The 25,596-nt window shown below is 40.1% G+C and carries 26 protein-coding genes; 5 read left to right on the plus strand and 21 right to left on the minus strand.

Annotated features, from left to right (window positions below; all coding sequences use genetic code 11):
* Positions 1-223: 223 nt before the first annotated feature.
* Positions 224-535 carry a hypothetical protein gene (locus HQK88_05060; GenBank protein ID MBF0616173.1) on the plus strand — a complete coding sequence of 104 codons (312 nt, stop codon included), beginning with the start codon at positions 224-226 and terminating at the stop codon, positions 533-535.
* Between the two features lie 41 nt (positions 536-576).
* Here the strand turns inward: HQK88_05060 and nadB are convergent, their stop codons facing one another.
* The 13 genes from nadB to HQK88_05125 all read right to left on the minus strand — a co-directional run bounded on the left by nadB (position 577) and on the right by HQK88_05125 (position 10,610).
* Entirely contained in the window at positions 577-2,148 is a 1,572-nt protein-coding gene (gene nadB / locus HQK88_05065; protein ID MBF0616174.1) for an L-aspartate oxidase, read from the minus strand.
* A 6-nt stretch (positions 2,149-2,154) separates the two neighbouring features.
* Positions 2,155-2,850, minus strand: coding sequence for an HAD-IA family hydrolase (locus tag HQK88_05070; protein MBF0616175.1), 696 nt, complete (start codon positions 2,848-2,850; stop codon positions 2,155-2,157).
* Complete coding sequence (locus tag HQK88_05075) at positions 2,847-3,518, minus strand: hypothetical protein (GenBank protein ID MBF0616176.1); 672 nt, start codon at positions 3,516-3,518, stop codon at positions 2,847-2,849. The genes HQK88_05070 and HQK88_05075 overlap by 4 nt, the downstream gene beginning before the upstream one ends.
* Before the next feature lie 21 nt (positions 3,519-3,539).
* The gene (locus HQK88_05080) at positions 3,540-3,695 is read right to left on the minus strand and encodes a type II toxin-antitoxin system HicB family antitoxin (protein ID MBF0616177.1); all 156 of its coding nucleotides are present in this window, start codon (positions 3,693-3,695) and stop codon (positions 3,540-3,542) included.
* Between the two features lie 162 nt (positions 3,696-3,857).
* Positions 3,858-4,712, minus strand: coding sequence for a hypothetical protein (locus HQK88_05085; protein MBF0616178.1), 855 nt, complete (start codon positions 4,710-4,712; stop codon positions 3,858-3,860).
* 137 nt (positions 4,713-4,849) lie between these two features.
* On the minus strand, positions 4,850-5,377 hold the full coding sequence (locus tag HQK88_05090; GenBank protein MBF0616179.1) for a GNAT family N-acetyltransferase: 528 nt from the start codon (positions 5,375-5,377) through the stop codon (positions 4,850-4,852).
* 2 nt (positions 5,378-5,379) lie between these two features.
* Entirely contained in the window at positions 5,380-5,658 is a 279-nt protein-coding gene (locus tag HQK88_05095) for a DUF1778 domain-containing protein (protein ID MBF0616180.1), read from the minus strand.
* Between the two features lie 93 nt (positions 5,659-5,751).
* Positions 5,752-6,336: an imidazoleglycerol-phosphate dehydratase HisB gene (hisB, locus tag HQK88_05100; protein ID MBF0616181.1), complete on the minus strand. Its 585-nt coding sequence runs from the start codon at positions 6,334-6,336 to the stop codon at positions 5,752-5,754.
* Positions 6,333-7,394, minus strand: coding sequence for a histidinol-phosphate transaminase (gene hisC, locus HQK88_05105; protein ID MBF0616182.1), 1,062 nt, complete (start codon positions 7,392-7,394; stop codon positions 6,333-6,335). The genes hisB and hisC overlap by 4 nt, the downstream gene beginning before the upstream one ends.
* A 27-nt stretch (positions 7,395-7,421) precedes the next feature.
* Complete coding sequence (locus HQK88_05110; GenBank protein MBF0616183.1) at positions 7,422-8,309, minus strand: ATP phosphoribosyltransferase; 888 nt, start codon at positions 8,307-8,309, stop codon at positions 7,422-7,424.
* 133 nt (positions 8,310-8,442) lie between these two features.
* Positions 8,443-8,922 carry a 2-C-methyl-D-erythritol 2,4-cyclodiphosphate synthase gene (locus tag HQK88_05115; protein MBF0616184.1) on the minus strand — a complete coding sequence of 160 codons (480 nt, stop codon included), beginning with the start codon at positions 8,920-8,922 and terminating at the stop codon, positions 8,443-8,445.
* Positions 8,919-9,629 (minus strand): 2-C-methyl-D-erythritol 4-phosphate cytidylyltransferase, encoded by a 711-nt coding sequence (ispD, locus tag HQK88_05120; protein MBF0616185.1) that lies wholly within the window; start codon positions 9,627-9,629, stop codon positions 8,919-8,921. Before ispD ends, HQK88_05115 begins: the two co-directional genes overlap by 4 nt.
* A 66-nt stretch (positions 9,630-9,695) precedes the next feature.
* Positions 9,696-10,610 carry a TRAM domain-containing protein gene (locus tag HQK88_05125; protein MBF0616186.1) on the minus strand — a complete coding sequence of 305 codons (915 nt, stop codon included), beginning with the start codon at positions 10,608-10,610 and terminating at the stop codon, positions 9,696-9,698.
* Positions 10,611-10,911: 301 nt separating this feature from the next.
* Here HQK88_05125 and HQK88_05130 point away from each other — a divergent pair, with 301 nt between their 5' ends.
* Genes HQK88_05130 through HQK88_05145 form a run of 4 tightly spaced genes read left to right on the plus strand, consistent with a single transcriptional unit; the run spans position 10,912 to position 15,741 of the window.
* Positions 10,912-12,045 carry an alanine--glyoxylate aminotransferase family protein gene (locus HQK88_05130; GenBank protein MBF0616187.1) on the plus strand — a complete coding sequence of 378 codons (1,134 nt, stop codon included), beginning with the start codon at positions 10,912-10,914 and terminating at the stop codon, positions 12,043-12,045.
* A 46-nt stretch (positions 12,046-12,091) separates the two neighbouring features.
* Positions 12,092-13,675 (plus strand): phosphoglycerate dehydrogenase, encoded by a 1,584-nt coding sequence (locus tag HQK88_05135; GenBank protein MBF0616188.1) that lies wholly within the window; start codon positions 12,092-12,094, stop codon positions 13,673-13,675.
* A 22-nt stretch (positions 13,676-13,697) separates the two neighbouring features.
* Complete coding sequence (locus HQK88_05140; GenBank protein ID MBF0616189.1) at positions 13,698-14,981, plus strand: adenylosuccinate synthase; 1,284 nt, start codon at positions 13,698-13,700, stop codon at positions 14,979-14,981.
* Positions 14,982-14,997: 16 nt separating this feature from the next.
* Positions 14,998-15,741: a ComF family protein gene (locus tag HQK88_05145; protein ID MBF0616190.1), complete on the plus strand. Its 744-nt coding sequence runs from the start codon at positions 14,998-15,000 to the stop codon at positions 15,739-15,741.
* 10 nt (positions 15,742-15,751) lie between these two features.
* On the opposite strand, the gene HQK88_05150 is transcribed toward HQK88_05145, so the two are convergent.
* From HQK88_05150 to HQK88_05185, 8 genes are all read right to left on the minus strand, one after another.
* A complete protein-coding gene (locus tag HQK88_05150; protein ID MBF0616191.1) occupies positions 15,752-16,702 on the minus strand; it encodes a chemotaxis protein CheV in 951 nt (316 codons plus the stop codon).
* A 42-nt stretch (positions 16,703-16,744) separates the two neighbouring features.
* A complete protein-coding gene (locus HQK88_05155) occupies positions 16,745-17,533 on the minus strand; it encodes a hypothetical protein (protein ID MBF0616192.1) in 789 nt (262 codons plus the stop codon).
* A 115-nt stretch (positions 17,534-17,648) separates the two neighbouring features.
* The gene (locus HQK88_05160) at positions 17,649-19,454 is read right to left on the minus strand and encodes a DUF3365 domain-containing protein (protein ID MBF0616193.1); all 1,806 of its coding nucleotides are present in this window, start codon (positions 19,452-19,454) and stop codon (positions 17,649-17,651) included.
* A 369-nt stretch (positions 19,455-19,823) separates the two neighbouring features.
* On the minus strand, positions 19,824-23,060 hold the full coding sequence (locus HQK88_05165) for a CHAT domain-containing protein (protein MBF0616194.1): 3,237 nt from the start codon (positions 23,058-23,060) through the stop codon (positions 19,824-19,826).
* Between the two features lie 106 nt (positions 23,061-23,166).
* Positions 23,167-23,586 carry a hypothetical protein gene (locus HQK88_05170; GenBank protein MBF0616195.1) on the minus strand — a complete coding sequence of 140 codons (420 nt, stop codon included), beginning with the start codon at positions 23,584-23,586 and terminating at the stop codon, positions 23,167-23,169.
* A 40-nt stretch (positions 23,587-23,626) separates the two neighbouring features.
* On the minus strand, positions 23,627-24,214 hold the full coding sequence (locus tag HQK88_05175) for an ankyrin repeat domain-containing protein (protein MBF0616196.1): 588 nt from the start codon (positions 24,212-24,214) through the stop codon (positions 23,627-23,629).
* A 160-nt stretch (positions 24,215-24,374) separates the two neighbouring features.
* Positions 24,375-24,791, minus strand: a complete 417-nt coding sequence (locus tag HQK88_05180; GenBank protein MBF0616197.1) for a hypothetical protein — start codon at positions 24,789-24,791, stop codon at positions 24,375-24,377.
* 354 nt (positions 24,792-25,145) lie between these two features.
* Positions 25,146-25,511 (minus strand): hypothetical protein, encoded by a 366-nt coding sequence (locus tag HQK88_05185; GenBank protein MBF0616198.1) that lies wholly within the window; start codon positions 25,509-25,511, stop codon positions 25,146-25,148.
* Between the last annotated feature and the right edge of the window lie 85 nt (positions 25,512-25,596).

A 25,596-nucleotide genomic window follows, 5' to 3' on the forward strand; every position in this document is an offset into this window, starting at 1 on the left:
TATTCCAATGAACTTAACGTTATACGAAGAATTATATCAAAAAGCGACAATTTTTAAAACATCTATTTTATACTCATGGACAACTCTCTAGGCTGGGCATTTGAGGACAGACAAATTGCCGCATTGTTAAAAAGCTTTCTTACAGACATTTGTCATGCGTAAGCCTGTAAGAGAACTTATCTTGCATGTTGACAAAAATTTAGATTTATGTTACGTTAGGAGTGTGGATAAGTTAACAGACGAAGCAAGAGACGCAATTTTAGTCTCAATGAATGAGGGTATTAAAGCACTCAACAAGAAAGTTGACGTGATTGAGACAAGACTTGACAAACTTGAAACAAGCTTTGACGGGCTTGAGACACGCTTTGACGGGCTGGAGACACGCTTTGACGGGCTTGACGTAGAAGTCAAAAGCATTAAAAAAGAACTTGCCAAAAAACCGGACGAGGATAAGGTTCGCCAGATAGTCAGGGAGGAGTTAGGTAACGCCTCTTTTTCAGTAGAACAGCCGATTAAGCTAAAAAGAATCTCTTAATCACCTCTGTTATAAGTTTGTTAAAAATGAGTAAAAACAAATCAGATTATTTCTATACCGTTATTTTGGGTTTCATTCTTTTTTAGTGTTATATGGTAAAGGCTGGTATCAGTTTTTTTAGGAAAATCCGATCTGAAATGTGCTCCGATACTGTTTTTTCTGCAAAGTGCTGCTGTCACTATCAGAAACGATGTCTGAAACATGTTCTTTATTTCGTTTTCATATCTTGTCATATAATTTGAATTTAAAATATGTCCCCATTTTTCTAAAACACCAAAAGCCTCAGTCAACGATATGTTACAGCGGATAATACCGGCCTTTTCCCACATTAGTTTCCTTAAAAGGCTTCTCAGCTCATCTGGTTCCTCGATAGTGTCGATTTTAGAGGATAACACAATATCTGAAGGCTTAAACAAGGAGTAGTCAACGTTTTCATTAAGGGCGCTCATCCCAGCCCTTTGGCCAAACACAAGCCCTTCAAGCAGACTGTTGCTGGCAAGCCTGTTAGCGCCATGAACTCCGGTATCGGCCACTTCTCCGGCAGCAAAAAGCCCCTTTATGTTTGTCCTGCCGTAATTGTCCGTTTTTACTCCCCCCATCATGTAGTGTGCGGCAGGGGAAATAGGTACAAGCTCCGATGTTATATCTATGTCGTATTTCAGGCAGGTTGTATATATCATGGGAAAACGCCTCTTTACGTAGTCCTTATCAAGATGTGTGGCGTCAAGGTATACAAATTGGCTGTTTGTTCGCACCAACTCAGACACTATAGCCCTGGAAACAACATCTCGTGGAGCGAGCTCAGCTGAGGGATGATAAAGCCTCAGAAATCGCTCTTTGTGTATGTTTTTTATGAATGCTCCTTCACCGCGCAAAGCCTCAGTTAACAGAAACTGAGGCGCTGAGGGCGCATACAGTGTCGTTGGATGAAATTGAACAAACTCTATATCCTCTATTGCTGCCCCTGCTCTGAAAGCAACGGCTACACCATCCCCTGTAGCTACAGCCGGGTTTGTTGTACGTGAAAATACCTGACCGGTTCCACCAGTTGATAAAATTGTGGCTTTCGCAAGGAGTGCTACCACATTGTTGTCTCTTATCACATAAGCGCCGTAACAGACCCCGTCTTTTACAATTAAATCAAGAACATATGAAAACGAATATTTCTTAACAGTGTCAAAACTACGCGCCTTACTTATTAAAACCCGCTCTATCTCCCTGCCGGTTGAATCCCCGTGAGCGTGCAAAACCCGGCGTCTTGAATGTGCTGCCTCAAGTGTAAATTCAAGCTTTGTGCCGCTTTTGTCAAACTCCATCCCCCACGACATAAGCTCTACAATTCTCTCCGGCCCCTCCTCTACTAATACCTTTACCGACTCCTCTCTGCAAAGCCCATCCCCAGCCTTTATCGTATCTTCAAAGTGAATCCCTATTGTGTCCTCATCACTTAAAGCCACTGCCACACCACCCTGAGCATACTCCGTGCACGATTCACTAACAACGTCCTTTGTTATAACGCAAACGCTGCCGTGAGGTGCTAACTCTATGGCAGCCCGCAGCCCTGCCACACCGCTGCCAATTATAAGGTAATCCACCCGCTCTTGTGCTATCATTTTGTGTTACCCCGGCAACAGTTCGTCAAAACTGTCAATGGAGCGTAGTTCGCTGTTGTTTGACGTTATCTCCCGTGAGCTTGCCATGTTTTTTATCAGCACATATTCAATGCCGTAGTGTGCCGCACTACGTGCTACCTCAAGTGTATCGTCAATAAAGAGGACGTCTTTTTTATTAAATCCAAGCGTTTGTTGAGCACTTATCCAAAATCCCTCATACTCCTTCGGCACACCCATATCTAGTGAGGTGATAACTTTATCAAAATACTTGCCCAAAGCAGTTTTTTTCATTTTAAACGCTATTGTCTTATAGTGCGCATTTGTTGTCAGCACCACATGTTTCTTATGTTTTCTGAGTTCTTTGAGGAAATCCTCAACGTGCGGGTGCACGTCAACAAGGTGATGAATCTGCTCCTTAAGCGCAGGAATGTCAATCCCCAACTGCTCAGTCCAGAAATCAATATCAGTCCAGTTGAGGGTTCCCTCGTGGTGTTTGTAAAGAGCTAAGATTTGCCCTGTGGCGCTGCCAAAACTAATATTATGCCTTTCGGCATATGTCTGAGGTACTAAATGTTTCCAAAAATAATCGTCAAAGTACTTATCTATAAGAGTGCCGTCCATATCAAGAAGCACATGAGTTATGTGCCCATGTGTGTGTTTATTGTCTCCCCACAGTGCTGCCCTTACATCTGAGATACTCATAAACTATTTTCTCCCTGTGCAGTCATAGTAGTTTTGGAACAGCCATAAGTGGAGATATCAACCATTTCCTCATTAAAGTAGTCAAGCACCATTTCGGCTACAGTTTTCTTTATCTTCTGAAAAAACGTAAACTCAATCCTGAGTTGTTTCTCAAGAGCGGCAAGCATCGAGTAGTGTGAGGTTCTGTCAAAGTAGAAGTCGGGCTCAAAATTGCCGTCTTTATTTTTGGCATAATTTTCCTTAAATCTGTTACAGCCAGGCCATTGTTGTTTTGGAGCTGTGTTTACTTTTAACACAGAGGGGACGCCGTGTGAGCGGCAGATAAGCGGCCTGTTTTCATACACAATGCACTTGTCGTTAAAGTTAAGAGGACACATTATTCTTAACGACTCCATGTTAAATGGGTTCTTTGCCACCTCTTTAAAGTACATCTCGGCTCGCATAAATATCACTTTTAAAAGCGTTTGATCGGTTATTTTTGATAGTCCCTCGCTGAGATAGAAATATTCAAGCAATGTGTAGTGGTTAAACACGGTGGTGCAGCAGTTATCGGTGCAGCCGCTACAGGTAAAGCCGCCGTAGTGCTCCTGCGCCGCTTTATAGTCGGCATCTATCGCTGAAAAAATTTCTGATAAACGTTGCATGTAGATTGAAATATCTGATTCCATAGTTTTAAGACCTCCGGATTTTTAAGGGGCCGACTCCAAAAACAATTCGATGGCTTCTTTAATATTTGTCAGAGCCTCCTCCTGCGTCTTGCCTTGTGACCAGCAACTTTTCAATGACGGGCAATGGGTTACAAAATATCCATCCTCACCCTTTTCTAATATTACTTTTACATTCACCTTTATGGCTCCCTGTGATTCAAAATTACTCTTTAAAAGATATTTTTACCATAAACTGTTCCCACAATCAATTCTATAACAATACAACACATTTGTAAAGGGTATAATGACCGGCAGAGCGGGGCAGTGTTAAAGCCTGCAATTTATTCTTTCATGGAAGTGTTAGCAGTTTGCGTCAACTTTCGCTTTGATATAGTTTATGAATGCTGAACAGACAACTAAAAAGAACTTGGCATCTTCAAAGCGTACGTTTGGTAATTCCATAAGGGCGTGTCTGATACCGCCTTCATCAGACGTATATCCATAAAGACTGCTAAATGCTGACTTGAGTGCTGGGTGCAACTCTATTTTGTCTTCAAGTTTTTTGATCAACTGACCAAGTGTTCCTTTCTCAACGCCAACGGTAATGGCGGCCAAACTCTCAACTGCAGATATCGCTTCCTTTATCGAATTGCGGTAGTCGGGATTTTCACGGTTAGATAACAATTCTAGTGATCTATGGAGATGTGTTTTAACTGAATCCTGAGTATTATTTAGTGCAAGTTCAATCGCCTCAATTTCTTGCGGTTCAGTGATCCGAGATATTATACCATCAATAAATCTATAGGCTGATACCTCCTCCTCTAATAGATGGTTGCAGAGTGCAATAAACGACTCTTTATTACCTTTATAGTTGCTTGCTACAAATTCAATAAAGTCATAAACCTCGAACCATTTACACTCAAAGAAATATTCCTTGATATAATTGCGAACTTTTTCCCAGTCGTCATCTAATTTATCAATGTCTTTCTTGAAGTAGTTAGACCATAGGGAAAAACACAAGTGATAGATTTTTTCATTCGAGGGATTTGAAAGGCTGTATTGATCACCGAAATAGGTGATGTATTGTCCTTTTACCTTACTCCAAAAACAGACATGCAACAAGTACCACAGCCCATTTCTTAATGGCTCATCCATCGACTCTATTTGAACTATGTCGCGAACTTTAGTATAATTATATCGTTCAGAAAATTTCATCTATTGCAAAATACGACGATTTGCCAACGCTCCTCGCACATTAATCGTTGTCTAATATCAATGTCATTTTTATCCATTTACAATTATACAATTTATCCTCCTTTTTGTTAAAGCAGGTTTCAGTTACGCATGTCAAACTATTCATGTGTAAAATAATTCTGAATGACTGTCATAGGAAGGAATAGGCGGTGGGAGTAATTAATTAATGGGATAAACTGGAAATGCTCATAAAACGATTTGGCCTTATCGTCTTTGGCATCAACAATAACTGCCACTGAGCCTATCTGCTCCGTCAATTTAAGAGAACGCCGGAGAGCATCCACAAGTAAGAGTTCGCCATAGCCTCTGCCCTGATAATGGTGGTCAACCGCAAGTCTGCCAATCAGTGTTGCTGGCATTATGGGATAGTGTGGCAGCTTTCTAACAACTGGTTCCGGCAACTCCACCACATCAACGTTGGTAGAGGAAAGCGTGTAGTATCCGGCAATTGTTGATGGCGTATCACCCAAAAGGACAAACGAGGCGGCAATCTTTTTTTTGACATCTTGTCCAGCCAGTTGACGGATATAGAGCGTAAGACCATCTACGCCGCAATCAAAAGCCGCACGGTTGTGATGTTTGCTTAGCAGCTCTATGACCGGATTAGAATTGGATGACACCGGCATGGTCAGTCCATAGTTTTTTTATAGCGTGTTACGGCTTTTTTTAACCGTCCTGTTGGAATTGAAGGGTTTAAGAGCGCGGAAACGAAGATTTCCCGGTCCTCTTTAGTAAGCTCCATTACCTCATGATTATGAATGACTTTTGTTGCCTCAGTTTGAAGCGTGGATACTACAAAATCGGTAAGTGTGATACCTTGTAGTTGTGCTGCCCGTTTGAACAAGCGTTTTTGCTCGCTGCTAATTCTGGCCTCTAAACGTCCGCCTTTTAAGCCGGTTTTGCACATTTCTTCTGTTGACGGCATAGTATCGACCTCCTACCGTTTATTGTACGACAAAGAGCCGTACAAGTCAAGCATAAGAATTACCTCATTTAAACCTTACAAACTCCCCTTAGTTGAAGGAACCCCTTTAACGCGTGGGTCTGTGCTTACGGCCTCACTGAGAGCCCTGCCAAAGGCTTTAAATATCGCTTCAATCATGTGGTGCGTATCCCTGCCGTAGTGAAGCCGCACATGGAGATTAAATAATCCATTATTACTTACTCCTCTGAAAAAGTCTTCAAATAGCGATACCTGTAAATCCCTGAGTGTGTAGTCCCCTCCGGGCACATTATAAACCATATACGGTCTGCCGCTTAAGTCAATAATAACCTCTGAGAGGCTTTCATCCATAGGGACTAAGGCACTGCCAAATCTGGTTATGCCCTCTTTGGTTCCCAGAGCCTTTGCGATGGCAGCTCCCAGAGTGAGCCCCACATCCTCCATCAGGTGGTGGTAGTCAACTTCAATATCACCGGTTGCCTCCACGGTTAAATCAAACAGCCCGTGCTTACCCATAAGGTCAAGCATGTGGTTTAAAAACGGTATCTGTGTGTTTATCTTCGTTACGCCGCTGCCGTTAAGGACGATTTCCACTGTTACGTCGGTCTCTTTTGTCTTTCTCGTTACTTTTCCTTTTCTCATGTTGTCCTTTCAGTGTTTAAAATATTTTCTATACAATTTAAAAAGAAGGTGTTTTCCTCCTGTGTTCCAACTGTCACCCTGAGGCAGTCATTAAGGGTTTGTACTACTGCTCCAAAACTCTTAACGGCAACACCCATTTCTAACAGTTTGCCATATAGATCAACACCCTTCATATGCAGAGGTTTTATTAAAAAGAAATTAGAGTCTGAGGGATAAACCCTGAATGCGTTAAATTCGTTAAGTCTTTCCATTAAGCGAATTCTTTCAGAAATGATTGTCTGTATGTTTTTAGATAGCTCGTTCTGTTTCTTAGTCAGCAGGTCAATTGCAATTGTCTGAGAAAGAGAGTTTACGTTGTAAGGTAGCCTGAGCTTATTGATTTCACTTATGATGTCCTCTCTGCCAATTACAAAGCCAAGCCTCAGAGCGGCAAATCCGATTTTACTCAGTGTCTTCATAACAACAAGATTGTCGTAATCACCGATAAATGGCACAAAAGACGGTTTTTCAGAAAACGGCTGATACGCCTCATCAACCACTACGAGCCCTTTGGACTCCTTTATAATCCGATGGATGTTTTCAACTGCAAACGCATTACCTGTCGGATTATTTGGAGAACTTATGAAAAGAATTCGAGGGTTTTTCTCATGTATAGCTCTAATAATTGCGTCTGTATCCAGCTCAAAATCCTCGTTAAGTGCAATGGGAAGTGTAGCTTCAGAGAGAGACTCTGCGATTATTCCATACATCACAAATGTTGGCGTTGGATAAAGTACCGGGCCACCCGTAGCCATGATACAATAGTATATGAGTTCATCGGAGCCATTACCGTGCAAAATATTTTCAGGCGAAACACACCACATTTTTGAAAGAATTGCTCTCAGCTCCCTTGCCTCAGGGTCTGGGTATTTATTGGTTTTAACTAAGTTAAGCGCTTCTGGGCTTATATCAAAGCCAAACGGGCTTTCATTGGCATCAAGTTTAGCTTTGCACTGAAAATCATTAACCTTGTATGCACTAAGGTTAAGAACGTTTTGTTTTATCAGGCTCTCCGGCATAACAGGTTTTAAAACTCCACACCCAGTTTAAGGAATCACCTTATTAAGCGGATATTCCACAATACCTGTGGCTCCGCAGTTTTTAAGCTTAGGGATTAACTCCCTGACTATGCTTTCCTCTACAATAACCTCAAGGGCAAGCCATCCAGGGTCGGTAAGCTGTGAAACCGTAGGAGAGTGCATTGCCAAAAGCAAACCCGTGATTTCCTTGAGACTTTGCTCCTGGATATTCATCTTAAGTCCAACCTTTTCTTCAGCGGCAAGAGCGCCCGTAAGGAGCAACACCATGTTTTCAATTTTTTGGCGTTTCCATGGATCTTGCCAGGCTTTTTTGTTAGCAATAAAGCGGGTGGTAGAGGTGAGCACTGTTTCAACGATTCTCAGATTATTTGCTCTTAAAGAGGAACCGGTCTCAGTCAGTTCCACAATGGCATCGGCCAGCTGTGGGGGTTTAACCTCTGTTGCTCCCCATGAAAAATCAACCTCAGCCTCAATTCCGTGTTCTTTAAGGTATCTTTTAGTAAATCCAACAAGCTCTGTAGCTATGCGTTTTCCGTTTAAATCTGATATTGAATGAATTGTTGAGTCATTAGGCACGGCAACAACCCAGCGAACCGGCCTTAAGCCCTCTTTGGCATAGTTTAATTCGGCTACTTCATAAATATCCGCCCCCTGCTCAAGTATCCAGTCATACCCAGTCAGTCCGCAATCCAGAATTCCCTTTTCCACATAACGTGCCATCTCCTGTGCTCTTATCAACATGGCCTCTATCCCTGGGTCGTTTATGGATGGATAGTATGACCGTGAAGAGACGTTAACATGATACCCTGCTTTTCTGAATAATTTAAAAGTTGACTCCTGCAGGCTGCCCTTAGGCATTCCCAGTTTTAACACACTTTTTTCTAATTCTGTCATAAATGATTTTCCCTTCTTAAAGATTAATTTGTGCTATTCAATTATACACCTGTGTGATAGGTTTTGTTAAATTCTTTTTTGTTGGAAAATGAATTTTATTAAACTTCACACCCTGCACAATTCTACTGAGGAGTCATTTTTTGTGCGTTGAAATAACACATGTCGCCATTGCGGCGATACCCTCACCTCTTCCGATAAAACCCATTTTCTCGTTGGTTTTTGCTTTTATATTAATACTCCTAGCAGGTATTCCGGATTTTGATATAGCAGCTTTCATGTTCTCTACATGAGGCGATATTTTGGGTATTTCAGTTATCACAACACTGTCTATCCACTCAACCACAAATCCAATGGTTGTAACCATATTTATGACTGTCTTTAGCATGGCAACACTGTCGGCATCTTTCCACTTTGGGTCAGTGTCGGGAAACAGCTTACCTATATCGCCAAGCCCTGCTGCACCAATTATGGCATCAGTTATGCTGTGGGTTAAGACATCTGCATCAGAGTGCCCCATTAGCCCGTATTCAAATGGGATTTCCACGCCACCTATTATTAGTTTCCTGCCCCTTTCAAATCTGTGGCTGTCATAACCAATGCCTACCCGAATCACCGTGTAAAACCACCCCTTGACACTACAAACTCCGCGTAGTCCATATCCTCCTTTGTGGTAATCTTTATGTTTCCATAGAAGGATGGCACAATTTTTATTTTGCCTCCGTAGTGTTCCACCGCCGATGTGTCATCGGTAAACTCAATGTTATCAGCAAGAGCCCTCTCATAGGCATTGTAGATTGTCTCATAACGAAATACCTGCGGCGTCTGAACTGCCATAAGCTCCTGACGTTTTAATGTTTTCTCTACAAATAGATTGTCTTTAACTTTCTTTACAGTATCTTTAATATTTACGGCTGCCACCGTTCCATCACACTCACTAAGGGAATCAATACATTCTAACACAAGCTTTGGGGTTATAAACGGTCTTGCCCCATCATGGATGGCTACAATTGCACTTTTGTCATCAATTAACTTAATCGCATTAAGCACCGACTGCTGGCGAATTTGCCCGCCCGGAGCTATCCTCTTAACTTTGTTTATACCATACGTCTTAATTATCAACTCCCCGTCTTTTAGATCACAGTCTCTAAGCACCGGAATGATTTCATCAATAACGTCAAGGTTTTGAAACACCTCAAACACATAGGCAACCACTGGCTTTCCACAAATAGTATGGAATATTTTGTTTTTTTCGGAGTTAAATCTGCTCCCCTGACCTGCTCCTGGAATCACTGCAACTGTTGACATAAAACCTGGGGTCAAGGGGACAAGTCCCCTTGCAGGAAAGGGTTTAAGGGGAAGGACAGCGTCCTTCCCCTTAAAATCACTTTAATATTCATTAGCCGGTTTAGAAAAGATCATCCTGCCTGCCGTTGTCTGAAGAACACTGGTTACGGCTACTTCTATGTTTTTACCTATCATCTTTCTTGCATTTTCAACCACAACCATTGTACCATCTTCTGTGTAAGCCACACCCTGGTTAGATTCCTTACCCTCTTTGATGATAAACACTTTCATCGTCTCACCGGGTAGCACAACAGGTTTAAGGGCATTTGCCAGCTCGTTGATGTTTAAAACCGCAACATCGTGTAACTGAGCTACCTTGTTTAAATTAAAATCTGTGGTAATAATCTTAGCATTCATCATCTTTGCCAGCGCAACAAGTTTAGAATCAACCTCTTTGATTTTAGGGAAATCCTCCTCGATGAGCCGCACGGTTATTGTAGAGAGTTTCTGTATCCTGTGAAGGACGTCAAGACCACGTCTACCGCGGCTTCTTTTCATTGAGTCTGAGGAATCTGCAATGTGCTGCAGCTCCTGAAGGATGAACTGGGGGACAATGAAAATCCCATCAAGAAACCCTGTGTCACAAACATCGGCAATACGTCCGTCAATAATCGAGCTGGTATCGAGAATTTTAAGATTTTCGTCCAACCCCTGCCCCCTGAAAAGTCTCATAATACTGGCCGCTGAAAGATTCTCACCACGCATAAGTCCGATTAACAGACCAGTATAACCCGTAAATGCTTCTATCATGTACGAGATTATAGGATAGACACCTACGAGATTTCTGATAGGAAAAATAATAAGTCTGCCAAGCGTTATTCCAAGAACAAGACCTGTTATCCCGCCTATAATTTTTCCAACCTTGAGCTTCTTCAGAAAATACTCGCTCCCCAGTACCATAATACCCAGTATCAGGCCAACAAACACACCCTCATAGGTAAACCCGTAGGGTTTCATAAGGTTGTAACCGCCAACTACAAAAATTACGAAAATAAAAAGCCTGAAAAAAACTGCCACTTCTTTATACCCCCTTAATTTAATTCCTCATTACACTTAGTGTAATAAGATAATAAGTATTTTTGTGAAAACCTATTTTTTTTTCACGCTTTTTATTATAATAGTCAGGTTGCCTTGTTGTAAATACGTATTGAAAATAAAATTTACACAATCAGGTTGTTTTTCCCTGATGAGCTGATACGTGGGATAATTTTTGAGTGTTTAAAAGTGAAAATAGAAAAATGTTTAGGAGGATAATTAAATGTTAAAAAGGTACTTGTTAGCACCTGGGCCCACACCTGTACCGCCGGAGGCGCTTCTTGCTATGGCTATGCCCATGATTCATCACAGAGCGCCAGATTTCATCCCCATCCTTGACTCAGCGCGCAAGGGTTTAAAGTGGCTATATCAGACTAACAATGATGTTTTAATCCTAAGCTGCAGCGGAACCGGAGGAATGGTTGCCTCAGTCACTAATTTCTTCAACAAAGATGACAAAGTGCTGGTAATAAACGGCGGAAAATTTGGTGAGAGATGGTTGAAAATCGCAAAGGCTTATGGACTTAACCCTGTAGAATTAAAAGTTAACTGGGGATACTCCGTTAAACCTGATGAAGTGGCTGAGATACTCAAAAAGGATGGCAGCATAAAGGGCGTTTTTGTGCAGGCAACCGAGACCTCAACCGCCGTTAACCACGATATTGAGGCAATTGGCAAAATAGTAAAAAACCATGACGCCATATTTATCGTTGATGCAATAAGTTCGCTGGTGGCACATGATTTAAAAACTGATGACTGGTCGGTAGATATAATGGTTGGAGGCTCTCAAAAGGGGCTTATGCTGCCCCCCGGGCTTGCCTTTGTAAGCGTGTCGGATAAGGCGTGGGCAATGGCTGAAACATCAAAGCTCCCCCACTACTACTTCAACCTGAAGGTGGAAAGACAAAAACAAAGCGAAAACCAGACCAATTTTACATCCCCGGTGACCCTGATCATTGGGCTAAACGAGTGTGTTAAAATTCTTGAAAAAGAGGGTCTTCAAAATGTCTTTGATCGCCACACCCGGCTTGCTAACGCAACACGAGCCGCAGCGCGCGCCTTAGGGCTAGGGCTCTATGCCAAAGAAAACCCCAGTAACTCGGTGACTGCCATAGAAGCTCCCGATGGAGTTGACGGGCAGAAAATATATAAGGTTCTCAGAGAAACCTACGGAGTTACTTGTGCCGGAGGACAGGATGCCGCTAAGGGGAAAATCTTCAGAATAGCCCACCTTGGGTATGCCGACAGGTTTGATATTATTACGGCTGTCTCTGCTATAGAGATGACTCTGAGGAAACTTGGCGCCCCAGTTGAACTTGGCAAAGGTGTGGCAGCTTGTGAGGAGCTTCTCTTTTAATTTTTTTTTTAATATTTAGTGAAATAGCGACAGGAGGATTTAACGGATGAGGGTTTTGGTAAGTGACAACATATCGGAAAGAGGCTTAGAGATACTAAAGAGCGCTGGACTTGATGTAGATGTAAAGCCCGGGATGAGCGCTGATGAACTAAAGGGCTGTATAGCCGATTACGACGGAATCGTGATAAGGAGTGCTACCAAACTGACTGCTGACGTTATAGGATTAGCAGAAAAACTCAAAGTAATCGGGCGTGCCGGCTCAGGGCTTGACAATGTGGATAAAGCCGCTGCCACTAAAAAGGGCATCGTTGTAATGAACACACCTGGAGGCAACACGATAACAACGGCTGAACACACTATAGCGCTGCTTTTTTCTATTGCCAGAAAAATCCCCCATGCCACAAAATCAATGAAAGACGGTAAGTGGGAAAAGAAAAAGTTCATGGGAGTTGAGCTCTTTAATAAAACCCTTGGGATACTTGGTATCGGCAACATTGGTGCTCAGGTAGCAAAAAGAGCGATTGGCCTTGAGATGAACGTGGTGGGCTATGATCCGTTCCTTAGTGAAGAGACGGCCATGAAGCTGGGCATTAAAAAGGTGTCTCTTGATGAGCTTTTTAAGGAATCCGATTTTATAACAGTGCACACCCCTATGACGCCGGAAACCAAGTACGTTATAAATGCGCAGAGTATAGCAAAGATGAAGACTGGAGTAAGGCTGATAAACTGTGCCCGAGGCGGCATAGTAGATGAAAAAGCCCTCTATGACGCCATAAAGAACGGCAAGGTGGCTGCCGCTGCTCTTGATGTGTTTGAAAAAGAACCGCCCACTGATCTTTCCCTTATAGCGCTTGATGAGGTAGTGTGCACGCCGCACCTTGGTGCATCCACTATGGAGGCTCAGGAAAACGTTGCTTTAGCTGTAGCGGAACAGGTGGCTGATTATCTTGTAAATGGCACAATTAGAAATGCCGTGAATTTTCCGTCAATTCCTCAGGACAAGGTGGGCATTCTAACACCATACATAGACCTTGCCGGCAGGATGGGTGCTTTTGCCTCTCAGTTTATAGAGCATGATGTGAAAGAGATAAACATCGAGTTTGCCGGCGAGGCATCTGAGATACCGGAGGCTCCGGTTGTAATATCAGCACTTAAGGGTTATCTTAGCCCTATACTTGAGGAAACGGTAAACTTTGTAAATGCTCCGCTGATAGCCAAGGAGCGCGGAATAGAAGTAAAGGTGACAAAGAGCGCCGATGCAGGAGCCTATAACACCATGCTGACATTGAAAATAAAATGTGACGTTACAGACCATGTGTTTTCTGGAACTTTGTTCAGCAAGATGGATCCCCGGATAATAAGAATCAACAAATACTCTCTTGAGTTAATCCCCGAAGGGTATATGTTGTTTATAAATAACGTGGATAAACCCGGTGTGATAGGTAGCATTGGGACGCTGCTTGGCGAAAGCGGGATAAACATAGCCCGCATGTCCTTTGGCAGAGAGTCAAAAGGCGGTAAGGCAGTGTCTGTGGTAAGTGTGGACGAGGACATAAGCAGCACAATTATGGGCAAGATACGAAATCTTGTCAACATACTAAGTGTTAAAAAAATAACTATAGATATGTAACTTATAGCATGATGGAGGCACAATGGCAAATATAATAGTGGTGGGGGCACAGTGGGGCGACGAGGGTAAGGGTAAGGTGGTTGACTGCCTTACGGAAAAAGCCAATGTAGTTGCCCGTTATCAGGGGGGACACAATGCAGGGCATACTGTTGTAATTGGCAATGAGCAGTTTATACTTCACCTAATACCCTCAGGAATTCTTCACAAGGAAAAGCTCTGCATTATGGGAAACGGACTTGTCATCTTTCCTGAAGCGTTAATTGAGGAGATAGAGGAGCTCAAAAAGCGAAAGGTACTGGTGGGTGACAATCTGAAAGTAAGCAAAAGCGCACACATGATAATGCCCTACCACGCCATAATGGATGGGATAAAGGAGTCCAAAAAGGGCGACAAAAAAATAGGCACTACAGGGCGCGGCATAGGGCCTGCCTATGCTGATAAGATTGCCCGCTCCGGCATCCGGATTTCAGACATGTACTGGCCGGAGCTGTTTAAGGAGAAAATTACTAACAATCTTGTTGAAATAAATTTTTTATTGAAAAACCTCTATAATGAAGAGCCTTTGGATGCCGTGGCAATTTACGATAAGTACATGAACTACGCTCAGGCGCTTGCTCCACACGTGGATGATACCGACATAATAATTGAAAACGCTATTAAAGCAGGCAAACAAATACTGTTTGAAGGCGCTCAGGGCACTATGCTTGACATTGATCACGGAACCTACCCTTTTGTAACATCATCCAGCGCCTGTGCCGGAGGGGCAATGACAGGAATTGGGGTTGGGCCAAAGAGCATTGATGAGGTGCTTGGCGTTGTTAAAGCTTATACTACCCGTGTAGGAGGCGGCCCGTTTCCAACCGAATTGGAAAATAACGTGGGAGAGCTGTTAAGGGAAAAAGGCTGCGAATACGGAGCAACAACCGGGCGGCCACGCCGTTGCGGCTGGCTTGATTTGGTTGTTCTCAGACACGCTGTAAGGGTAAATGGCCTGAGCGGTCTTATCATCACAAAACTTGACATCCTGGACGGTTTTGACAAGATAGAAGTCTGTGACAGCTACAAATATAACGGAAAGGTATTACACGATTTTCCTAAAGAGCTGCCGGTACTGGAGGCATGTGAGCCTGTGTATGAGCAGTTTGACGGTTGGACAGAAAGTTCAAGCGGGGTAAGGTCTTTCGATAAGCTTCCGAAAAACGCAAGAGCCTATCTAAAAATGATCGAGGAAAGACTTGGTGTACCTATAGTTATCGTCTCAACAGGAAAAACGAGAGACAATATTATTTATCTGAAGGAATTTTAGACTACAAGATAGTCTCATGGGGCTGGGTTTAAAAATAGCTAATGCTGCAGCGAGGCTTTTTTATCCCAGTCGGTGTCCTGTATGTTCTGAAACGGGTAAGGACGACATATCCGTTACTCCTATTTGCAGAGATTGCTGGAGCGCAATAGAGAGGCTTAAAGGGGGCGTATGCCGGGTCTGTTCAAAGCCGGGTCTTCACCCGGACGTTACAATATGTGGCGATTGTTACGCTGACAGACCGCGAGTATCGTCTCTTTTGGCATACAGTGTTTATGACGGGGCACTGAAAGAGGCAATACATCTTTTTAAGTTTTCTAAAATTTTCAGGTTCTCCACACCTCTTGGCAAACTGCTATGTGAGTTGCCAATTCCAGAGGCCGATGTCATAGTGCCTGTTCCTTTAACAAGAAAGAGACTTAATCACAGGGGATTTAATCAAAGTCTCCTGCTTGCCGATAAAATCTCTAAACACAGCGGAATTAAACTATCAATTGACTTATTGCTAAAAAATAGAGAGACAGAAAGCCAAACGCTCCTTAACAGAGACAATCGTAAAAAGGCCTTAAGAGGCGTATTCCATATAAACGGAAACGTAAAAAACAAACGCATTATCCTTGTTGACGATGTCGTAACCACAGGCACAACCATCAACGAATGCGCAAAAACTCTGCTTAAAGCCGGAGCCTCCGATGTCAATGCAGTGGTGCTGGCAAGAACTGTTGACAAGTCATACAATTCCAATTCGCATTCAATCGTGTAACATTGAAGGATTATTTCTTATTTCGTAAAGATGTGACCCTCTCAAGAATTTTAGAGGCAATTCTATCCGGATCAAACTTTCCAAGAAAATCATTAGCTCCGGCCTGCATGGCTTTTGATATGTTTGACTCTCCTGTCATTGAGCTATGCAAAAACACAAACAGGTCGGATAGTTTTGGATTTGCCCGTATCTTCCTGACAAATGTAAAACCATCCATGCCAGGCATTTCAATGTCGGATATTACCAGATTGAATCTGTCGGTTATAGGAGTCTTTTCTTTAGAAAAGTCCTCCAACATCTGATAAGCTGTCACTGCGTTATCTAAAAGAGTATAGGTCAGGCCAAACTGCTCTAACACAGACTGAATCTGAACCCTTGCTGATTTTGAGTCGTCAACAACAAGCACATGGTAATCCTTAAATTCTATCTTGCCCTCTTTGAGTTCCGTTTGAAGGTTAGTTGAAATAATATCATCAATTCCTATTATCTCTGATAGGATTTTCTCGATGTCAAGAATCTGAACCGCCTTTTCATCCTCTAAATAAGTAAGTGCTGTCAGGTATGCTGACTTGCTTACAACCGAGGATGGACTCTTAATATCTGTCCAACTTTTATTAATAAGGGCGTTAGGCTCTTTAATCAAAAAACCGTGTATGCTTTGATTGTACTCACATATAATTATGTAACTTATAGTGTTTTTATAGTCCACGGCATCTAACCCAAGAACGTCCGAGAGTTCTATAATAGTTATAGCTTTCCCCCTGAAATTAATTGTTCCACACACAGAGGGGTGAGAATTAGGCATCTTTATGATTTTTGCCGGGCACTCAATCACTTCTATTATTTTAAATACATTTATTCCGTAGAGCTGGTTATCAGTTAAAAAAAACGTGAGCATCTCCATTTGGTTTGAAGAAGCAAGGTTTGCTCGTTGATATACCTCTTCCATTAACTCAGCCATGCTAAATCTCCTTTTTTGTTTTTAACAGCCTCAAACGCATTTTTATATACTTTTTCCCAAAAAATCCTTCAATTCATCCACTGAACCGGCTTTTTTAATAATATTTTTAAACTCCTCAAGTTTCTCTATAGTATTCAAAACTCTAACAATATTCATCAGCTCAAGTCCTGTTAAACCAAAGTTAAGTTCAAGTCCTAACTCTATGCCCTCAAGCAAGCCCTTTCTCTCACCCTCAAGCAAACCCTTTCTCTCACCCTCCTCCACTCCTTCCAAATAAAGTTCATCTTTAGTGATATCAATTGTTACTGGCATTTTCTTTACCTCTCTTTTTACGGATGTTGTCTGACGCCTAAGTCTTGACAATGTTAGCAGTTTTAAAATATAGCTCTCTCTGCTGTCGGTTGGTAATTCGTATAATTTTTCAAATATTCTCTTTATTGTTCTATCGGCGTCTTCTGTTTTGCATAGTATTGATAAAATATTATCGGCAGGGTCGTCACTTTCAAGTAATTCTTTGCAGTCAATATCTCTGATGTCTATGATATGATACTTGAAATGCAAACCCTCCATTTTAATTTCGCTTTTCATGTTTAGTTTTCCATCACCTACGTATAAAACCACTTGATGAACAGGTTTTCTAAGTTTACAGTATATCACACATAAATAATCCAGCTCCCTGCAATCCATATCACTATCATTTTGGGCTTGCATTTCCATATGAAACAGTGATTCGTTGGGAAGTTCCACAAGCAAATCGGGCTGTCTGTATTTAATTTCCGGAAATTGAACGTCCAGAAACTTTGCCGTCTCATATCCAGTCAACATCTTCATAAACCTTCGAGGCCCTTCTTCCATAATACTCTTTAGAGTAATGTCATAATACTGCGGCATCTACAATCCATCTCCTTAGCTTCCTTATAATAACATAACGTGAATGTTTTATCTGTCAGCGTCCTATTTGTCTTTGGTTGTCCTCCGAAAAACCGATACCTGCAGTTTTAGTTTTAAATCCGGCTGTTGAGGTTTTTAGCTCAGTGGCTATATTTGAAAGGTTGTTTACTTCTTTTTTAACCTCATCCGACATATGCTCTATATCCCTTGCAATTGTCAAAGTCTTTTCGATATTTCCCGTTACCTCTTCAGACACTGCCGATTGTTCATCAACTGCCGTGGCTATCTGTGTTATCTGATCTCTGACAAGCACAACTGAATCTACAATGGACGTTAAGGATTCACCTACATTTTTTATAAACTCTGTGGCTTTAGATACCTCTGTGCTGGCCTCCTCCATTGATCTGGCCGTGTGACCTGACTCAGTCTGAACGGCATTTATTTTACTTGAAATCTCTGTGGTCGCTTTTATTGTTCTTTCGGCAAGCTTTCTGACCTCATCGGCAACAACAGCAAATCCCCTCCCATGCTCCCCGGCACGTGCGGCCTCAATTGCTGCATTAAGCGCCAGAAGATTCGTTTGATCAGCTATCTCATAAATCACAGTAACTATCTCGCCTATTTCCGATACTCTGTTATTAAGGCGTTCTACCATAGTTGCCAATTCTGTTGTAGATAAATAAACCTGATTAACTGTTTCTACGGCGCCATCAGCCACCTGCTTTCCTGTGTGTGCCGTCTGCATTGCCTGAGCAGAGGTCTCTGAGGCAACCGCAGCATTTCTGGCAATATCGGTAATAGTTTGGCTCATCTCCTCGGCCGCTGTGGCTATTTGTGCTGCCTGATCGGACTGATTTTGAGCTCCATGCGATGTCTTTTCAGCGCTTGTTCTTAGTATTTCCACAGAGGCCACAACATTTCCTGATGAGGATAGTATTTTCCCTATCATAGCGTTAAAGGCACTGACCATTTTATTTAAACTCACCGCTAATATTCCAATATCATCCTGCCCATGGGGTTTTGCAGATACGGTCAAATCCCCCTCCGCCACCAACGCCAAAAGCCTGCTTATGTCCCTTACCGGTGTTATTGCAAGTTTTTTAATCAAAATAAAAATTAGAAATATTACGATTGTAGTTAACACCGTACCTATAACAAGTGTACGTACTATGGCATTTGATACTTCTTGCTGTATAGGCTTTAAATCGGCGATAATTTCAAATGCGCCTCTTTGATCGCCAACTTTCCAACCCTCCATCTTAATTCCTAAAGGGTCATTGCCACCCCCTGCAGGGTAATCACTTATTGTTCCATGGCAAAGCATACAGTCTTGCTTCATCACAATTGCCCTTATGTATCTGAGCGCATTTGAATCCTTATCAATTATCCAATAGTCATCTGCTTTAGCGCTTTCCATCTTCTGAAGCATATCCCGTTCTAGGGGTGTTGCCTCGTTTTTCTTATTTCTTGCCTGAATTCTTATCACTCTGACCGTGTAGTTTGCATCGGCCGCTTTTGCCTCAGCAACAGTCCAGGCAGCCACAACAGGGATTGTATAGTAATATGCCGTAGTTCTGGCCTTCTCAAGTATTTCATCCTGAGACTTGGCTCCTCCCATTTTTTCTTTCAAATCTGCAAGCATTTTAGTGTCGTCAAAAGCCCCTTTTGCACGCAACTCTGCTACAAAATTTCTGGCACTTTCCGCCTCGACCGTGATTGCCTTTGCTTTGGAAATCAAAGCCTCCATAGCATTCTTCTCTATAATATTCTTTGTAAATAGAAAGTTAACGGTGTAACTTATTATGAAACTCAATACAACCACTATGATTATCTTTGTGCCAAAATTCATTCTGTCAAACATGCACCCTCCACGTATTTTTTATATCAGTCCGGAACTATCTCTTAAGTATAACCATCCAGCCTTTATCATAATTTAAAACTATATCTCTGTCCATAATACTATTCTCTATATCGGTTTATTTATAAATTTCTTATGTTTGCAGTATGGAATTGCCATAAATCATTTCCACCACGCTAACAAGTTTGGGAATATCCAGTATTAATGCAACTGTGCCACACATCGTTCAGAAAGTCCTGGCCTCACTGATTACGAGTGTGGTTTACTAAATACTCCCATTTCTATGTCCATCTGTTACTTCATAATACTTGATAACCGAATCATAACCTAAAATCTACTTATTATACAAGCTTGAAAAAAGGACACCTTATTTCAAAAAGTCCCAATAAAAGAAAATGTTCCCCAAATTGATATTTTCTCATAATGCTGATTTTTAAGTGTTCTTATTGATTCAGTAAAAACTTCAATCATGGGAGATTTTTTCTCTGTAAAAAGATTTTTGTAAAATACTTCTGAAAACCTGATGCAAGCTTCATTGTGTGCAAGCCAAAGCGTTGAAATCACGTTATTTGCACCGGATTGGACAAAGGCTGCTGTGAGGTTTATGTTTTCATCGGCAATTGAGGTATGTAGCATTCCGGATTCGCAGGCAGATAAGAAAACCAGTTTGCATGCCGGAAGGGAAAACCTGGTAAACACCTCTCCGGCATAAAGCTTACCCTTGAAGGTATATCTGTCTAATTCATGTTTAATATCTTCTGATACACGCAATTTCTTTGCTAAATTGCACTCTATGTCAATGTAAATGTTTGAGTTTTCATTGTTTGACAAGGCGCGTAAATCCTCGGCTATGTCAGGATTAAGCGTAAGAATTTCATTAAACTTAGTTTCAGGCATTATGGTTTCTTTACTTAAAACCAAATAAGATGCCACTGGTGTTTCAACATCAAATAAGCCGTGGCATGTGAAATGTAAGTACGTTGAATTGGAAACATGGGCTACGATATTTTCTACTATCCTTTCATCTTTCTTAAGTAAAGCAATTTTGTGCACATTATCCGGAATAACTTGAAGTATCGATTCAACCTCTTGATTTTTTTCGTCCATCAAAGAATCAATGCCAACAAAGGTTTCATGTTCTGCATAATCTCGTTGCTTTTCTCTAATGGCTGTTGAAACATAAAGGGAAAGGCTCGGGAAATAGGCTATGTTATATTTGTCTATAAGATATTCACTCTTTTCAACATCGTTAGTCCTCAAGCAGTGAAGAGGGAAAATATTTAGTAAGTTATGCGGTATAAATACTATGTTTTCAATATTTTCGACAAGAGCATCCAAAACGGTATTGAATTCAAGCTCTTCCTTGAGCATGGCCAGCAATTCTTCTATGTGTTTGTTAAGATTATTGTCTAATTCTTCTATGTCCTTCTCACGGTTAGGCTGAGATCCCAATTTCTCTTGTTCCTCTTTAAATTCTTTGAAGTTTTCATTCCAACTGTCAAATATTTTCTTTATTCTTAAATAAGAATATTTGGGGTCATTTTCTATATTTGTGACGCCCTTAAGCCTTTTGGTATATAGGTTTAGATTGCCCATTTTTACCTCTTCAGCTTCAAGGTTCAGTCTTGCTTTGCTGATTATAAAAATATAGCAATGTGCAAATTCTGTAATCATAAACTCTATTATCACTGTGTTTTCATCGAATGTATAATGTAATTTGTCCAGTAAATTTTTTACATAATCTTTTGGTTCTGCAATTTCAATGTTTTTATTGTACTTCTCGCTCAAATTTATAAACCTCTGGTAGAGCTTTATAAACTCAATGTCTTCATACTCTTCTGTGTTGTCAAGATTTCTATAATCACCACTTAATTTAATTAATTCGTTATTAGCATAAAAATCCTCTGAGAGTCCGTCTAATTTTAAAAGGGTTCTTGTTTTTGCTTGCTCCAGGCAATTTAAAGCACTCCAGAGCTGTCCCTGCTCAACCAATATTTCAATGTATAAATGAAACACATAAGCATAACCCTCAAACAGAGTGGAACTGTCCAAACACCAGTCAAAAACCTCTGTGGCCTCTCTCATGCTTTTAAAAATAGTCTCAATTGCTTCTGAAACGTTTTCTCCGGCTTTTTCAAGATAGTTTCTTTTTTTAATAGAGTCAATTCCTTCAGACATGTATATTAGATACAGATAATAATTGGCAATATCACTATAATTCCTAATCAATCTGGATTTAACATTCCCCTCTTTGGCGACCTTTATTGATTCCATATAATATTTTAGGGATAAACTGTAATTTCTAAGCCCTGGTGCTGCAGCCAGATATATTGCTCCTAACTTGTTAAGGTAATATGCCTCACCATAATAACTTTTATTCTTTTTATGTATTTCCTTCTGATATTCTAAATTATTAACAACTTCATTGAAGATTTCAACTTTAGAAATTTTTTTGTCTTGCATGAAATTTTTTCCACTAATTTTTTCTAGTTTTTTGCCTAAAAGCAGGTTATCGTTTTCGTCAAGTTTTTCGCCCAATAATGAGCAATAAGATCCAATTTTGGAAAATGTAACTTGCATGTTACGCCCCTTTTTCTTTAAATACTTTCTAATTTTAGATAATTTTAGCAACATAGCTATTTCATCGAAGCATTTAAAAGCCTCTTCTTTATTTCCAAAATGACAATAAACTGTAAATAGATCCACAAGAATCTCGAAATAGATGCCATTTCCCAAATTTTTGTTGCTTTTTTGGATTGTGATCATTTTTTCGCAATAATACTTATAAATTCTATGCTGCCCAAGATTGGTTAATAAAACTCCGTAGTTTATAAAAACATAGACCAACAATGGATTCATATTTTTAAACATATAATTTTCGTCTTCAAATTTAAGGAGTTTATCGTAAAAAACCATTGCCAAACCATATCTTTCAATGTCGGTAAACCCCTTTGAAAGAATAAAAAATAAATTATTTAACTCGCTTTCATCTAAAAAATTTTCAATAAGCAACAGCTGCTGTATATCTTTTATTACAGGTATTACCGATTTAACAGGCTTGTTAAAAATCAAAGAATCAACCACAACTATGTAACATAGAGCAGCAACTCTGACAAGTTGTTTTTCAGAATGAGTTAATTCGTTTTTTTCAATTACTCTGATGGTATTGTTTACTTCATAGTCAATATTCATTAAGGGTTTCTGAAAATATAGTCTCGCCAATTGCGAAAGACCGCTTATAATAATTCTCAATTTGGTTTTGTTAAAAGTGTCTGTCCTGATTTTTGCGTATTCGTTATAAATTATATTTGCCATACTTTTTATGTCTTCTATATGGCTATAATCTGTAATAGCAGATCTGTTTATCCTGTCCTTAATAAAAGATTTCAGCACAAAACTGATAATAAACAAAAGGCCAATAAAAATGAACAAGATATTTTCCCTGAATATTTCAGGTACATAGAAACTATAGCTGTTTTTAGAATAATTATAAATTAACAGGATATAATACTTAACAGGATATTTATAATAATCATAAAATCCCACAAATATAATAAGATTTATAACAATACCAGGAAATAACATATCATAAATCTTATATTTTATCACCTTATAAGATGTTCTGATAAAAGTAATAACATTAATTAAAAAAATTAAAAAAATTATAAGATCCATTTTCAACTTTGTTTCACCCCATTATGTGTAGTAACAGTAATTAATGCTTTAGAATGGTTCTGATAACAGAATTAAGTATTAATTCCCCAAAGACACCATATTGTACAAATAAACCAAACCTGACAATGAAGGGGGTATTGGCCTTGATACTCAATTTCTCATAAATAATGGGAATAGTTACTAAAGCTATTACCGAATACACCAAAAAAGCTTGAATTCCAATGTCTAAACTCAAAATACCGCTGTTAGAATATACATTTAGTGATTTGCTGAAAATTATGCCTATGACAACTCCCACATACATAAAAACCTGTTCCCACCATGTTAAGTCTGTTTTTACATTCTTCTTTGATTTTTTTACATCATCCGGACCGAAACCACGATGCTTAACATCCTCGCTTAAACGAACATACGCCTTTGTAGTTCTAACATTTAAATCAAAATATTTTAATAAACTCATATATTTCCTCCTCCGTAATGATTATTTAAAAACTATATTTTCACCAGTCTTTCTTAAACGCCGTTTGTCCTTTTAAGTTTGTTTTATGAGGGTCAGAGCCTGCTTTAATTAAAAAATCAACCATATCGTCATCTCTTGTTGCCACAGCATAGTGCAAAGCGGTATTACCATCTTTGTCTGCCAGGTCCGGAATAGCCCCTGAGGCGACAAGCCTCTGCATTATTGGGAAACGTCTGTAAATGGCAGAAAACATCAGGGCGCTTTGTCCGTATTTATTGCAAATATCAATGGAGGCGCCATTATTTATCAACATCTCTACAATTGCTGTGTAGCCGTATGATACAGCAATCATCAGGCAAGTGTTGTCGTCTTTGTCATGACCATAATCTACTTCATAGCCATTACTTATTAAATACCTGACAATTTCGACTTTATTTCCGACAATAGCAAAAACCATTGGTGTTTGCCCCGCAATAGTGGCAGCATGTAATTCAGCATGTGCTTCTGCAAGTTCACGTAGTATTTCTAAATTGCCATTTTTAGCTGCATAGTGCAAAGCACTCATTCCTACAAAATTTGTCTTGTTTACATCATTTCCGTTTTGTATGAGCCTTTTTATTTTGGCCAAATTATTCTTTCTGGCATAATAAATGATTTTGGGGTCCCTGCTCCTTATAGTGCTTAAATATCCAAGAATATTTAAAGTTAGCAAAATAATGCCAAATTTTGTATTCCCTGTATAGATTAGGACAATACAGATGCCGGAAAAGAGAATAATTGCGATTTCTTCAGAGCGCATTTTGTTTTTTAAGCTCCTTAAATTTTTTGTCTAATACAAACCAAACTAAATCAGTGTCCACGTGATACTTAAAAGCTGTTTTTATCTTAAGTTCTGCATCTTGTAGTTTTTTGTAAACAAAAAAGTTGACCACACCATCCAGACACATAGCAGTTCCCTTTAATTTTAGATTCATGGAATTGTTAAAATCATTGGAATTTATTATTTCCAACAGAGGCAATAAATTTATTAGAGCATCGTCACTTTCATTTAAGGATAGTTCAGAAAGCCTTGCTGTGAGGGTCATGATATATTCTGAGTCTTCTTCAGTAAATGTATTTTCTTCTATTCTTTGAAATCTTCCCCTCAGTACGGTTATAACCTCATCGAAAGTGTATTTGTCAGCTTCAGCCTTGAAATTTTTCATGCGTGTGTCTTTATTATAAAAGTTCGTGCCGATAGCTATATTTATTTTAAAAAAGACAAAAAGCAGTGTGATAATTAAGATAATGTGCAGATTATTGTTAAAATTTATTAATGGGTATGTTTTAATTGTATAATATGCAGTTGTAACAATTAGAGATGCAGAAAGGGAGTCCAGAACAAGGTTGCTCATAAAAACATTACTAGTTCTTGTTAACACACCAGCAAACTCGTAATAAACGGCGCATACCAGTATAAGTTGTAAAATAGGCATCCAGTATAATTCCTTTGGAAATAAGGAGGCAACTATATAAATTAAACCTATGAATGTAAAGATTCTACTTGCCATAGATTACCATCAATTGAAAAAGCTACTAATTGCAACACCAATAATCCACGTATATGCGCAACATGTTATAACCTTTTTCCTCACTGCATCAGCCTCGGCAGTTAATCCTTTCGGATCATACCAATCTCCTTGTACTCGCCTTATTGTTAGATTCTCCCAAACCGAACCGATACAACCGACAACCGAAACGCTTAAATAAATGTACATCCAGTTTATAGGTGCAGGAAACTTAAGAAAAACTAACAACACAATCAACACAATCAGCTTAATAGGGTCTAATAGCCCCGTAAGGCCGATTAGTGGTAGAAAAAGGGCGCCAAAAACCGCTCCGCCAAGAACACTCTCTTTGTAACCTATCTGCGCATATTTACCCATAGATTTTCTCCCAAGTATGGTTTAATAAAAACAGCTTTATAGCCTTAAATATGCAAACTAACCCTCTATATTAGTATACATATAC

The sequence above is a fragment of the Nitrospirota bacterium genome (assembly GCA_015233895.1).
GTDB lineage: Bacteria > Nitrospirota > Thermodesulfovibrionia > Thermodesulfovibrionales > Magnetobacteriaceae > Magnetomonas.